Source organism: Rhodococcus sp. WB9 (assembly GCF_007558985.1).
GTDB lineage: Bacteria > Actinomycetota > Actinomycetes > Mycobacteriales > Mycobacteriaceae > Rhodococcus_F > Rhodococcus_F opacus.
On record NZ_CP041769.1, the window covers coordinates 5,791,746 to 5,804,947 of the forward strand.

Below are 13,202 nucleotides of genomic sequence, written 5' to 3' on the forward strand. Positions count from 1 at the left end.
GACGGGGACGATCATGACGCCACTGCAACGCTATATCGCCGAAGAGATCGCGATCGACCATGCTGACGGGTTGCTGTCCCGCCGCGAGGCGTTGCGAAGACTCGGACTCATCGGTCTCGGCGTGGCGGCGGCGTCCTCGTTGCTCGCCGCGTGTTCCACCGACAGCGACGAGTCGCCGACCTCGGCGCCGGTGACACCCGGCGGAGCGACGCCCCCGCCACCGGGAGCGGCCGAGGCCGTCGGGACCGAAGCCGTGACGTTCCCCGGCCCGGACGGCCGGGTCCTGCAGGGTGCGTGGGCCGCCGCGGCCTCGCCCCGCGGATCGGTTCTCGTCATCCACGAGAACAAGGGCCTGACCGACCACATCCGTTCGGTGGCGGGCCGATTCGCGGGTGCCGGCTACTCCGCGCTCGCCCTCGACCTGCTCTCGGAAGAGGGCGGGACCGCGACGTTCACCGATCAGGCGCAGGCGACCGCCGCGCTGGCCACCGTGCCGCCTGCGCGCTTCGTCGCCGACATGAAGGCCGGTATCGACGAACTCGGGCGTCGGGTGCCGGACGAGAAGATCGCGGCGGTCGGGTTCTGTTTCGGCGGCGGGATGGTGTGGCAACTCCTCGCGTCCGGCGAGCCGCGGCTGGCGGCGGCGGTCCCCTTCTACGGTCCCCTCCCCGATGGCGCCGACTTCTCCGGGTCGAAGGCCGCGGTCCTCGCCATCTACGCGGAATTGGACGCCCGGGTGAACGCGTCCCGCGACGCCGCGGCCGCCGCACTCGCGAAGGCGCGGCTACCGCACGAGATCGTGACGGTTCCGGGTGCCGATCACGCGTTCTTCAACGACACCGGGCCCCGCTACAACGCGACCGCGGCAGCCGAGGCCTACGAACGTGTCCTCGCCTGGTTCGGCGAATACCTAGGGTGAGGCGGGCGCATCAGCAGTGCGGCCACGAGGAAGCAGACCGCGCCCACGAACGTGCCCAGATCGGCGATCGTTGCGTTCTTCAGCGCGTCGGTGCGAGGCACGATGTACGCGCCGACCGCGGACACCCCGAACGCCACCGACCCGATCATGTTCAGCCACGTACTGCGCCAGTTGCGGGCATGCGGATCCCACAGCTTGTCGGTTTCGGTGGTGGCCACCACCGCCAGACCGCTGGCGACGAGGAACGCCGTCGACCCGAAGAGGTCGGGACGCCACCCCCACACCCGGTCCTGTTCGACGGTAAGGCTCTGGATCAGCACGACCCCGGTACTCACGTTGAACAGCAGGGTGCCGACGAACTGGATCAGCGCCGCCCACCAGTCGTAGCGTTCGACCGTCGCGGATTCCTCCCCGGGCACCGGCCTCCCACTGAGCCGCAATTGGATGAATCCGGCGGTGGTGAAGAAGAGCGACCCGACGAAGTAGGTGATGTTGTCGATCTCGGGGCCCACCGCCTGCCCGTACACCCGCGTGGCCGCCAGCCCGAACAGGAAGGAGCCGATCACGAATCCCCAGGACTCGCGGCGCAGCCGGAGCGTTCGGCGCGGCGCGGACGAGGTGTGGTCGCTCGACACCGTGACGTCACCCCCTCACGGGTCGGCAAGGTTTCAGACTCTCCGAAAGCGCGCACCGGGTCAAGGTCGGACGCCGAAATTCGGCTGCGAGTCCACGTGGGGTGTGCCAGTGTCGGGGAATGACGACGACCACCGCCGGCATCACGATCAGAACGGCGACCGAACAGGACTGGCCGAAGATCACCCTGCTCAACGAGATCTGCTTCGTGACACCGCAGACCGAGGAGTTCACCGCCCACTGGAGGCAACTCGTCAGCGGCGCGCCGCCGATCATCGCGGTCGACGAGGACGCGGTGGTCGGCGCCACCATGGACATCCCCATGACCGTCACCGTTCCCGGTGGCGAGGGCGTTCCCGCGGCGGGCGTCACCGCGGTGACGGTCGCCCCCACCCATCGCCGCCGCGGCCTCCTGCGCGCGCTCTACACCGAACATCACGCCCGCATCCGGACGTCGGGTGTCCCGCTGTCGCTGCTCACGGCCAGTGAGGGCGGGATCTACGGGCGCTTCGGGTACGGACCCGCGACCGTCGAGACCACGTCGAGCATCGACCGCCGGTTCGCCGTGCCGCACCCTAGGGCACCGGACCCGGGCGGTGTGCGGATGGTCCATCCCGCGGAGGCCCGGGTCGCGTTCACCGACGTCTACGACCGCTGGCAGCGGGTGACCCCGGGGGCGCAGGTCCGGCCAGCGATCGTGTGGAATCGGATCTTCGCCGACCGCGAAAGCGAACGTTGCGGCGGCACAAGCCTGTTCGGGCTGGTGCACGACGACGGCTACGTGCTCTACCGTCGCGTGTCCGGCGACAACGGAACCGTCGCCCGGGTGGAGGAGATCCGCACGGTCACGCGCGACGCGCATGCCGCGCTGTGGCGGGCGCTGCTCGGCCTGGACCTCGTGCGCCGCATCGAAGCGCACCTCACCCCCGAGGACCCACTGCCGTATCTGCTGACCGACGGCCGGCTGGTGCGGACCACCTCGCGCCACGACGAGCTGTGGGTCCGGATCATGGACGTGCCCGCCGCACTCGAGGCCCGCAGGTACCGAACAGACCTCGACGTCGTGATCCAGGTCGACGACGGGTTCCTGGACGCAGGCGGGCGGTTCGCGCTGACCGTGCGGGACGGCACCGCGATGTGCATCCCGACCGACTCGACCCCTCAGGTGGTGCTCGACCTGGACGTGCTGGGCAGCCTGTACCTCGGCGCCCACCGGGCACGCACGTTCGCGGCCGCGAACCGGCTGCAGGCTGCGGACCCCGACGTCCTCGACCGTGTCGACCACGCCTTCGGCGCCGACCGCGACGCCCAGATGGGGTGGCCGTTCTAGCGGCCCGAACCCGCCTGTTTCGCGAACACGGCGCGCGCCCGTTCGGCGACGGCCCGGGCCCGCGCCGTGCTCCGCACACCCTTCAGCCGGGCGAGCACCACGGGCAGGCCGGGAACGTCGTCGGCGATGGGCAGCGTCGCGACCCGTCCGCCGTCATACGTCCGGCCCTCGGCGGGCCGCTGATTGAGGATCGAGAAGCCGTGGCCCCGGGCGACGAGTCCGCGCACCGTTTCGTAGCTCGCCGACCGGTACCGGACCACCGGCGTGACCCCCGCCGCCGACAGCATCGCCAGGAAGTAGTCGCGGCTGCTCGGCAGGTCCAGCAACACCATGGGTTCGCCTTCGAGGTCGGCGAGGGTGATCGCATCGTGGCCGGCCAGCCGGTGGTCCGGCGGGAGGATGACGTGCGGTCGGGCGACCCCGAGCGTCTCCGTCTCCATGTCTTCGCCCAGCGCGAGGTCGTAGGTGAGGGCCAGTTCCGCGGTGCCGTTCCGCAGCGCCGCCCGCACCGCCTCCGCCTGCGTCTCGACGACCTCGACCTCCAGATCGGGATGCTGGTCGCGCAGGTCCGAGATCAGCGTCGGGAGGATGAACGGGGTGAGGGTGACGAAGCAGGCCAGGCGCACCGTTCCCCGGACGTTGTCCTCGTGGCCGCGCGCCGCGTCGAGAACCTCACCGAGGTGGGCGAGGACGCTGCGGGTGTCGCGGAGCATCTCCTCCCCCGCCGCGGTGAGGACCAGCCCGCGGGATCGTTGCCGGATGAACAGCTGGGTGCCGATCTGGTGCTCGAGCTGGGAGATCGCGGACGAGACCGCCGACTGTGCGACCATCAGTTCGTCGGCGGCCTTCGTCATGCTGGAGAAGTTCGCGGCCTCGACGAAATACCTGAGCTGGGTGAACGTCACGTCGGGTCGTCGTTGCATGCGCTCTCCTCGGGATCTGAGGCCACCAGGATTGCAGGTCTCCGACCGGGGAGCCACCCGCGACACCGTCAGCGGATGTCTGCCTTCACGAGGTCGGGGTCATGCTCCGATCCGGGACCGTCCTCCCGGGCGGGGCGCGGGCCGCTCGCGGACCGCACGGACTTGCCGCGCACGTATCCGACGGCGCCGAGGAGCGCGAGCACGGCCAGCGTTCCGAGGGTGAACAGTTCGAACGTCCCCTGGCTCACTCCCCAGATCTCCTCGAAGTCGTAGTCCAGGCCGACCACCGATTCCAGGGTTCCGGGGAAGACGGCCACCCAGGAGCCGAGCAGCACCCATGCGAAGCAGAGGATGCCGAGCACGCGGAAGCCCGCGTTTGCGGTGGGAACCCGGAAGGGCCGCACGACGTCCGGGAATCGTGTGCGCAGGCGGACCGCCGAGGGGATGACGATCAGGTAGCTGAGCAGGAACGTCGAGATCGAGATGGTGAGCACGACCGCGAAGATGGAACCGCCGGAGCCGGTGATCTGCATGGCCGCGATCATGAAGACGGTGGCGACGAGTCCGGACAGGAAGTTGACTCGCATCGGCGTTCCGAGACGCGGGTGGAAGCGGCCGAAGAACCCGCCGAAGAACGCGCCGTCGGCCGCGGCCATGGCCTGCATGCGGTCGCTGATGATCATCCACGCCGCGCCCTGGGTCATGAGGATGACCGCGAAGATCACCCCGGTCACGGTGAGCATGGCGGGTGCGGCGGGACCGTAGACGCTGTACACGGTCGCGACCGCCTCGAGAAGTCCTCCGACACCGGTGATGTCGTCTGCGGGGACGACGAGCAGGATGGCGAAGATCGGCAGCAGGTAGGACGCGGCGGCGATGGCGCAGGCGCGGGCGATCGAGATCGGGACGTCGCGGGCGGGGTTCTTCATCTCCCCGGCGGCGCTGTTTCCGGATTCGAACCCGAGGTAGGAGAACAGCAGCAGCGGCGTCACGCCGAGGAGCCCGGTCAGGGTGGGGCTGAAGTCGCCCGCCGAGATGCCGGCGAAACCGTTCTTCGCGGCGTAGATGCCGGTGGTGACGAGGAAGAACAGCAGGAAGACGATCTTGAGGAACGCGCCGACCGTCGGAATCCATTTGCCGCGAGCCAGACTCACGACCGCCGCGAGCACCGTCAGCCAGACGAAGACCAGTTTGAACAGGTAGTCCGTCGCCGACCCTTCCTCGAATGCAGAGACGTAGTGATTCCAGGTCTCCGCGGCGATGAACGCCATGGACCCACCGACCCACACGGGCTGCGTCACCCACGTCAGCAGCGACGCGAGGGCGGCGAGGGGCCGGCCGAACGCTCTCCGGACCCACACGTACACACCGCCCTCGCCGGTGAACGTGCTGCCGATCTCGGCGAAGATCAGGCCGTACGGCAGCAGGAAGAACACCGCGAGAACCAGTGCCCAGGTGAACGTCTCCGCGCCGAAGGTGGAGACCTGACCGAGAACCTCGACCGACACCACCGCCGCGACGATGAGGAAGACGATGTCGAAACGGCCGAGTGACTTCTTCAGATGTTGCGTCTGTTCGTCCGCCAGGGCGGTGGGGGTGTTGTCGCTCATCGATCATGCCTCTCACGTCGCAGTGATGCCGGTCACTACTCTCGTCCGCACCCAGTAAATCTGTACAGCACAAAGATCCGGGGTACTGCATCAGTTCTCCAGATGCCGACGCCGCCACGGTGACATCTGAAAAACTGATGCAGTGGCACGAAAAGATCCTGTTGACTGTTGTGGTCGCGCGGACCGACGATTCTGGCACTGCACGAACCGAACAGCGTGAGGAACCCACCGTGCGTGATCCGCGATACGACATCCTTCTCGAACCGGTCGAGATCGGACCGGTCACCGCCCGCAACAGATTCTTCCAAGTCCCGCACTGCAACGGCATGGGCTACCGCGACCCCTCCGGGGAGGCGTACATGCGGCGTGTCAAGGCCGAGGGCGGCTGGGCCGTCGTCTGCACCGAGCAGGTCGAGATCCACCCCACCTCGGACATCGGCCCGTTCATCGAACTGCGCCTGTGGGACGACCAGGACCTGCCCGCCCTGACCCGGATCTCCGAGAAGATTCACGAGGGCGGCTCCCTCGCAGGCATCGAGCTCGCCCACAACGGCCTGAACAGTCCCAACCTGATCAGCCGCGAGACTCCGCTCGGCCCGCAGAATCTGCCCGTCGTCTCCTGGAACTACGACCCCGTCCAGGCCAGGGCGATGACCAAGTCGGACATCGCCGACCTCCGGCACTGGCACAAGGAGGCGGTGCGCCGGTCGCTGAAGGCCGAATACGACATCGTCTACGTGTACGCCGGGCACGCGATCGGCGGCCTGCACCACTTCCTGTCCCGCCGGTACAACAACCGGACGGACGAGTACGGCGGCAGCCTGACCAACCGGGTTCGCCTGCTCCGCGAGATCCTCGAGGATTCACGCGAGGTCGCCGACGGGAAGGCCGCCGTGGCGTGCCGCATCTCGGTCGACGAACTCCTCGGCGACGAGGGCATCACCCGCAGCGAGATCGAGGACGTAATCGGCCTGCTCGGCGAGACCCCCGATCTGTGGGACTTCGTGCTGGGCAGCTGGGAGGACGACTCCGTCACGTCGCGGTTCGGTCCCGAGGCGGAGCAGGAACCATACGTACGCGGTCTGAAGCAGCTCACCACGAAACCCGTCGTCGGCGTCGGCCGCTTCACCTCGCCCGACACGATGCTGCATCAGGTCAAGAGCGGAATCCTCGACTTCATCGGCGCGGCCCGCCCCTCGATCGCCGACCCGTACCTTCCCCGCAAGATCGAGGAGGGGAACCTCGAGGACATCCGGGAGTGCATCGGCTGCAACATCTGCGTGTCCGGCGACTTCACGATGTCCCCGATCCGCTGCACCCAGAACCCGACGATGGGCGAGGAGTTCCGCCGCGGCTGGCACCCGGAGCGAATCAAGGTGCGCTCGACCGATTCGAACGTCCTCGTGGTCGGCGCCGGCCCCGCCGGACTCGAGGCGGCCCGCGCGCTCGGGCAACGCGGCTACCACGTCAGCCTCGCCGAGGCGAGCAGGCAACTCGGCGGCCGTGTGACCCGCGAGTCCAAGCTGCCCGGACTGTCCGCGTGGATCCGCGTGGTCGACTACCGCGAACAGCAACTCCGCAAGCTCCCCGACGTGGACGTGTTCATGGAGAGCGAGATGACCGCCGACGACGTCATCGAGAACGACTTCCACCACGTGGTCGTCGCGACGGGCTCGCACTGGCGCCGCGACGGCGTCGGCCGGTGGCACACCCACGCCGTCCCCGTCGACGAGCACGCCGACGTCCTGACCCCCGACGACGTGATGGCGGGGCTCCGCCCCCGGGGCAACAAGGTCGTGCTCTTCGACGACGACCACTACTACCTCGGTGCGGTCGTCGCCGAACTCCTCGCGAAGGAGGGATTCGACGTCACCCTGATCACCCCGGCCGCGCACGTGTCGCAGTGGACGACGAACACCATGGAAGTGGTCCGAATCCGCAAGCGAATCATCAAGGCCGGTGTGCACGTTCAGGTGAACCGCGCCGTCACCGCGGTCACCCCCCAGGGCGTCCGCACCGTGTGCGCGTTCACCGGCGACGAGCAGTTCGTCGACGCGGACAGCGTCGTCCTCGTCACCGCCCGACTCCCGCACGACGGGTTGTTCCACGAACTGAAGTCCCGCGAATCCGAATGGGCCGGCGCCGACCTGCGCAGTGTCCGCGGCATCGGCGACGCCTGGGCGCCGTCCACCATCGCGGCGGCGGTCTGGTCCGGGCACCGGTACGCCGAGGAACTGGACGAACCATCCGCCCCGGGTCCGGTCGCCTTCCGACGCGAAGTCACCGGACTGTCCATCGAACCCGTCGAGAAATTCTCCGTCGCCCCGCTCGCCACCGCACAGAACTGAGGAACACCATGACCGCAGTGCACCCGATCCCGACCGACGCCCGGAACATCGCGGCGATGACACCCAGCGCCTACGTCACCGCGGACACGCTCCAGGCAGGCGATCCGAAGGAACACGAAATGGTCCACCTGAGCAGCGGGGACGAGAAGTTCACCGTCGGCTCGTGGCGTGCGGAGCCGTATCGCGAGTACATCGAGTCGTACCCGGGCGACGAATACACCCGGGTGCTGGAGGGTTCGGTGACGTTGACAGCGGACGACGGCGTCGCACACACCTTCGGACCCGGCGACGCGTTCACCCTGACCAAGGGGTGGCGCGGCGAGTACCGCGTCGACGAGCCCCTTCTCAAACAGTTCGCCATCTATGTTCCCTGATCGCACACCACCACTTTCGAGCCCGAGGGATGACGATGCCTGATCCGACCACACTCGCCGACTGGACCCGGCTCGCCGCGACGATCACGCCGCGCCGGGAGCTCTTCATCGACGGCGCGTTCCGTCCCGCCAAGTCCGATGAGACGTTCGACTCGATCAACCCGGCCACCGGTGAGCTGCTGGCCCGGGTGGCGGCCGCGGACGCCCCGGACGTCGATGCCGCGGTGCGGTCTGCGCGCGAGGCGTTCGACTCGGGCGTCTGGTCGCGGAGCCCGGCGTCCCACCGCAAGCGGGTCCTGCTCCGGCTCGCCGAGCTGATCCTCGAACACCGGCACGAGCTCGCCCTGCTCGACTCCCTCGACATGGGCAAGCTCGTGGTCGAGGCGCTGACCGTCGACGTCACCTCGGCCGCAGAGCTTTTCCGGTTCTACGCCGAGGCCCTCGACAAGATCGGCGGGGAGATCGCGCCCACCGATCCCGGGAGTCTCGCGCTCGTCTCCCGTGAACCCCTCGGGGTCGTCGGGGCGGTGGTCCCGTGGAACTTCCCCCTCGACCTCGCGGTGTGGAAGCTGGCGCCGGCCCTCGCGGCCGGCAACAGTGTCGTCCTCAAACCCGCCGAGCAGGCTCCGCTGTCGGTGCTGCGGCTGGCCGAGCTCGCCGCCGAGGCGGGGCTGCCCGATGGCGTCCTGGGTGTCGTCCCGGGGCTCGGCGCCACCGCCGGGGCGGCGCTGGGTCTGCATCCCGACGTCGACGTCGTCGCCTTCACCGGCTCGACCGAGACCGGGAAGCGGTTCCTCCGGTATGCGGCGGACTCGAATCTGAAGCAGGTCTGGCTCGAATGCGGAGGCAAGAGCCCCAACCTGGTCTTCGCGGACGCCGACCTCGACGAAGCGGTGGAGAAAGCCGTCTTCGGTGCGTTCTACAACCAGGGTGCGGTGTGCTCGGCCAACTCCCGGTTGCTGGTCGAGGAGTCGGTGGCCGAACAGGTGACCGAGGCCCTCGTCCGCCGGGCGTCGTCGATCCGCCCCGGCAATCCGCTCGATCCCGCCTCCACGCTGGGCGCGATCGTCGACGAGAACCACGCTCGCACCGTGGCGGGGTTCATCGACCGCGCCCGGTCCGACGGCCGGGTGTTGCTGGGCGGCAACAGGACCACCGTCGACGGACGCGGATCCTTCGTCGAACCGACGATCTTCGCGGACGTCGCACCCACCGCCGAGGTGGTGACCCAGGAGGTGTTCGGACCCGTCCTCACCGTCCAGACGTTCACCGACGAGGCCGACGCCGTCCGGATGGGCAACGACAGCATCTACGGGCTGGCCGCCTCGGTGTGGACCGAGAACCTGAACCGGGCGCACCGCGTCTCCGCGGCACTGCGGGCGGGAACCGTCTCCGTCAACACCGTCGACGCCATCAGCGCGCAGACCCCGTTCGGCGGGTTCAAACAGTCCGGGTTCGGCCGTGACCTCTCCCTGCACGCGTTGGACAAGTACACCGGACTGAAGACGACGTGGATTCGGCTACGACAGTGAGCGTCACGACACCGGGTTGAGCTCCCGACCTCGCCGGGCGAATGTACCCGTCGGCGCTGCCGAGGCGCCCGAAGGTACATTCGCCCCGAAACGTGGCACCCCACGTGGGCACGTCGAGCCGCTAAGTGGTTCCGCCCATAAGTTCGTTGGGGGTCATGCGGCACGGGCTTGAGCGGCTGTTTTGTCGGGCTGATCATGGTCGCGTTCGTGGCGGTCGAGCCTGGCGAGCAGATCGGCGAGGTCGCCGGTGGTGAACTTCCATTTGAACGGTCGGGCTGCCCGGTTGTAGTGGGTCTCGAAGGCCGCCAATCGTGCGGCGACTTCGTCGGTATCAGTAAAGTCGTTGGGCGAGACAATCTTTCGTTGAACTATGGAGAAGAAGATCTCGACTTGGTTCAACCACGACGCGTGCACCGGTGTATGGACCATGATCGCGTTGGGAAACTGTTCGGCAAGCCGGTCGATCGCCGCTTGCCCCCGGTGTGACGAGCCGTTGTCCACAATCCAGAACACTCGCTCCGCCGACGCGTAGGGCGCTTGGGTCATGACCTGCTCGACGAGACGGGCGAACGGAACGATGCCGGTGGTGTCCTCGCAGCGACCGAAGACATTCGCGTGGTGCACATCGTAAGCAGCGAGGTAGGCGACGGCGCCGCGCCGCTTGTAGGTGTGGTTGACCCGCATCGTCCGGGAGCGGCCGGGTGGAAGTGGGGGGTGACAGCGGCAGCGGGCCTGAATGGACGTCTTCTCGTCAGAGGAGATCACATAATCGTGCTCGCCCAAAGGTTCCCCATCCCACACCCGGGCATACAGGTCGAGCACACGGCTAGCTTTGGCGGCGAAGTTCGGATCGGAGATGAAGATCCACGACTGATGCTGCCAGGGCTTGAGGGCGTCTTGGGAGAGCCACCTGCGAATCGTGGCCTGCGAGATCGACGCACAGATCCCGTCGGTGACGGCGTGGCGGGCCAGTTCCGGACACGACCAACGGGCCAACGGCACCCCACACTCCTTCGGGGGTGTGCAGGCCATCGCCTTGACCCGCGTGACCTGCACCGGGGTGAACTTCGGTGGCCGACCCGACCGTTTCGCGTCTCCCAACGACGCCACGCCCGGCGCGGCGTTCCAACGGCCCCGCCACTTGCGGACGGTCTCCACACTCACGCGTAACGCCCGGGCGATCGCGGCACTTGGGCACCGATCCGCAGCCCACAAAACGATGGTGGCGCGCAGCACAAGACGCTGTTCGGTGCGCCCGGCTCGAAGCAAACGATTCAGCTCGCGGCGCTGGGATCCGGTCACCCTGACCGGATCCGCACTGATCAAAGGCAATGCTCATACCCCAAACCGAAGTTCCCAATAGTCACTTCAGTCTCGAGTTTCACCCGGCGGACTGGCTCGCGACGCGCCGGTCGGGCAGGATCAGTGATCATGGCCACGCCTCCTCAGTCCACGAAGACGTCGCTGCAACAGCGCCTGTCCCAACGCGCACGCGAACGCTGGCCACAGCTGACCGGTGTCGGAGTTCGGTTCCGTGGCCAGTTCGCCTATGTCACCGGTGAACTCGTCGACGGCGATACCCAGCCATTGATGCGACTACGCTACGGCGGTCCGCCTCCCAATGGGGCTTCGCGGCCTACCTTGCGAGCAAGGACGGATACGAGGACTCCTTCCTGCCCAACGGCCACACCGCCGGACTCCCAGAAGACGCCCTCGACACCGTCTGCGGTCTCTACCTCAACGACCCGACGGCCTGGACCTGAACCCCCAACGAACTTATGGGCGGAACCACTAAGCTGGCGCCATGTCTGCCCTCGTCCCTTCGGAACCCGAACCTCGATTACGTTGTGTCACAGCACTTCATGGCGATACTTCTACGATTTCGCCGATCACCGTGCGCCGGCTCGATGCGAGGGACTGGGGGTCGGTGCTCCGGATCTATTCGGAGGGCATCGTCGGCGGGCTGGCCACTTTCGATACCGAGACCCCGACGCAGTCGGAACTGGACCCGCGCTGGCTGGACGGCCACCGGTGGGTGGCCGAGGTGGACGGGACGGTCGCCGGGTGGGCGGCCCTGTCCCCCGTGTCCTCGCGGCGCTGCTTCCGCGGGGTGGCCGAGAACTCGGTGTACACGGCCCGGGAGTTCCGCGGCGCGGGCGTCGGCACCGCGCTGATGCGGCGGCTCATCGACGAGGCGGACTTCTCAGGCATCTGGACGCTCCAGGCGTCGGTGCTGGCCGTGAACACCGGGTCCATCGCACTGCACCACGCGGTCGGCTACCGGACGGTCGGGGTGCGGCAACGCCTCGCGCAGATCGACGGCGTCTGGCACGACAGCGTGCTGCTCGAGCGCCGCCGGGACACCTGACATTGCGACCACCCGGGGATACCGTGGAGGAATGCTCCCCGTCATCGATTTCGCCGAACTGGACACACCGGCCGGGCGGGAACGGCTGCGGGAGATCACCCATCACGTGGGGTTCTTCTACCTCGACGGGCACGGCGTGGACCGGGAGCTGCTCGATCGGGTATTCACCGTCGCCCGGGAGTTCTTCGCCCTGCCCGACGACTCCAAGCAGTCGATCGCGATGCTGAACAGCCCCCACTTCCGTGGCTACAACCGGGTGGGCGGTGAACTGACCAACGGCGAGACCGACTGGCGGGAACAGATCGACATCGGCCCCGAACGGCAACCGATCCCCGGCGCCGACGGCTACCTGAGACTGCAGGGTCCCAATCAATGGCCCGCGGACCTCCCCGACCTCGAGAAGACGATCGAGGCCCTGGACGCCGCGCTCACCGACGTCGGGATGCGGCTCCTGCGGCACTGGGCCGCGTCACTCGACGCCGATCCGGCGATCTTCGACGACGCCTTCGCGCACGCCCCCGCCACGCTGATCAAGGTCGTCCGCTACCCGGAACGGCCGAGCGCCGACCACACGGGCGAGCAGGGCGTCGGCGCCCACAAGGATTCGGGTGTACTGACGTTGCTGCTCCTCGAACCCGGCTCGTCGGGACTCCAGGTCGAGACCGAGGACGGCAACTGGATCGACGCACCGGCCCGCGCCGGCTCGTTCGTGGTCAACATCGGCGAACTGCTCGAGGTCGCGACCGGCGGGTACCTCAGGGCCACCCGGCACCGGGTGCTCACCCCGGCCGGTGCGCCCGAGCGACTGTCGGTGCCGTACTTCCTCAATCCCGCTCTCGACGCCACGGTCCCGACCATCGAGCTGCCGCCGCACCTGGCCGAACGTGCCCGCGGCATCGAACTCGACCCGGCGAATCCGCTCTATCGCACGTACGGCGAGAACGCGTGGAAGAGCCGCACCCGCGCGCACCCCGACGTCTACGCCCGCTGGTATCCCGGCGAGGCGGAACCGGAGTAAACGCGCGCCGCCGCCGGGAGTATTGTTCCCGCAGTGTTGTTCCTGACCTCTCGGCGCTACGTCGACCTCCGCCTGCAGGCGAGCGCAATCTGTCCGCGCTCGCGCTGACGCACGTCTCCACTCAGGACTCTCTCTCGCCGTATCCGC

General features: G+C 68.1%; 11 protein-coding genes. 7 read left to right on the plus strand and 4 right to left on the minus strand.

From position 1 onward, the window contains the following. Positions 1-13: 13 nt before the first annotated feature. On the plus strand, positions 14-919 hold the full coding sequence (locus FND50_RS27060; RefSeq protein WP_144287748.1) for a dienelactone hydrolase family protein: 906 nt from the start codon (positions 14-16) through the stop codon (positions 917-919). On the opposite strand, the gene FND50_RS27065 is transcribed toward FND50_RS27060, so the two are convergent. Then, on the minus strand, positions 877-1,554 hold the full coding sequence (locus tag FND50_RS27065) for a YrhK family protein (RefSeq protein ID WP_144287749.1): 678 nt from the start codon (positions 1,552-1,554) through the stop codon (positions 877-879). The genes FND50_RS27060 and FND50_RS27065 overlap by 43 nt on opposite strands. Positions 1,555-1,673: 119 nt before the next feature. Between FND50_RS27065 and FND50_RS27070 the strand changes: the two genes are divergently transcribed. Next, positions 1,674-2,882 carry an enhanced intracellular survival protein Eis gene (locus FND50_RS27070; RefSeq protein ID WP_144287750.1) on the plus strand — a complete coding sequence of 403 codons (1,209 nt, stop codon included), beginning with the start codon at positions 1,674-1,676 and terminating at the stop codon, positions 2,880-2,882. On the opposite strand, the gene FND50_RS27075 is transcribed toward FND50_RS27070, so the two are convergent. Together FND50_RS27075 and FND50_RS27080 are read right to left on the minus strand one after the other, a co-directional pair. After that, positions 2,879-3,805 (minus strand): LysR family transcriptional regulator, encoded by a 927-nt coding sequence (locus FND50_RS27075; protein WP_037226791.1) that lies wholly within the window; start codon positions 3,803-3,805, stop codon positions 2,879-2,881. The genes FND50_RS27070 and FND50_RS27075 overlap by 4 nt on opposite strands. Before the next feature lie 68 nt (positions 3,806-3,873). Further along, the gene (locus tag FND50_RS27080; protein WP_144287751.1) at positions 3,874-5,415 is read right to left on the minus strand and encodes an APC family permease; all 1,542 of its coding nucleotides are present in this window, start codon (positions 5,413-5,415) and stop codon (positions 3,874-3,876) included. Positions 5,416-5,645: 230 nt separating this feature from the next. On the opposite strand from FND50_RS27080, the gene FND50_RS27085 reads away from it, so the two are divergent. The 3 genes from FND50_RS27085 to FND50_RS27095 are packed head-to-tail and all read left to right on the plus strand — an operon-like array spanning position 5,646 to position 9,669. Then, positions 5,646-7,763 (plus strand): FAD-dependent oxidoreductase, encoded by a 2,118-nt coding sequence (locus FND50_RS27085; protein WP_144287752.1) that lies wholly within the window; start codon positions 5,646-5,648, stop codon positions 7,761-7,763. 8 nt (positions 7,764-7,771) lie between these two features. After that, positions 7,772-8,137 (plus strand): cupin domain-containing protein, encoded by a 366-nt coding sequence (locus FND50_RS27090; protein ID WP_144287753.1) that lies wholly within the window; start codon positions 7,772-7,774, stop codon positions 8,135-8,137. Positions 8,138-8,172: 35 nt separating this feature from the next. Beyond that, positions 8,173-9,669 carry an aldehyde dehydrogenase gene (locus tag FND50_RS27095; RefSeq protein ID WP_186301160.1) on the plus strand — a complete coding sequence of 499 codons (1,497 nt, stop codon included), beginning with the start codon at positions 8,173-8,175 and terminating at the stop codon, positions 9,667-9,669. Between the two features lie 153 nt (positions 9,670-9,822). On the opposite strand, the gene FND50_RS27105 is transcribed toward FND50_RS27095, so the two are convergent. Beyond that, entirely contained in the window at positions 9,823-10,971 is a 1,149-nt protein-coding gene (locus FND50_RS27105; RefSeq protein ID WP_260850739.1) for an IS630 family transposase, read from the minus strand. Between the two features lie 592 nt (positions 10,972-11,563). Here FND50_RS27105 and FND50_RS27115 point away from each other — a divergent pair. After that, the gene (locus tag FND50_RS27115) at positions 11,564-12,037 is read left to right on the plus strand and encodes a GNAT family N-acetyltransferase (RefSeq protein ID WP_144287755.1); all 474 of its coding nucleotides are present in this window, start codon (positions 11,564-11,566) and stop codon (positions 12,035-12,037) included. Positions 12,038-12,068: 31 nt separating this feature from the next. After that, positions 12,069-13,055 carry an isopenicillin N synthase family oxygenase gene (locus tag FND50_RS27120; RefSeq protein ID WP_144287756.1) on the plus strand — a complete coding sequence of 329 codons (987 nt, stop codon included), beginning with the start codon at positions 12,069-12,071 and terminating at the stop codon, positions 13,053-13,055. The last annotated feature ends 147 nt before the right edge of the window (positions 13,056-13,202 follow it).

Coding starts and splice junctions, on each gene's coding strand:
- FND50_RS27060 (WP_144287748.1), top strand. CDS start 14: ATGACGCCACTGCAACGCTATATCGCCGAAGAGATCGCGATCGACCAT.
- FND50_RS27070 (WP_144287750.1), top strand. CDS start 1,674: ATGACGACGACCACCGCCGGCATCACGATCAGAACGGCGACCGAACAG.
- FND50_RS27075 (WP_037226791.1), bottom strand. CDS start 3,805: ATGCAACGACGACCCGACGTGACGTTCACCCAGCTCAGGTATTTCGTC.
- FND50_RS27080 (WP_144287751.1), bottom strand. CDS start 5,415: ATGAGCGACAACACCCCCACCGCCCTGGCGGACGAACAGACGCAACAT.
- FND50_RS27090 (WP_144287753.1), top strand. CDS start 7,772: ATGACCGCAGTGCACCCGATCCCGACCGACGCCCGGAACATCGCGGCG.
- FND50_RS27095 (WP_186301160.1), top strand. CDS start 8,173: ATGCCTGATCCGACCACACTCGCCGACTGGACCCGGCTCGCCGCGACG.
- FND50_RS27120 (WP_144287756.1), top strand. CDS start 12,069: ATGCTCCCCGTCATCGATTTCGCCGAACTGGACACACCGGCCGGGCGG.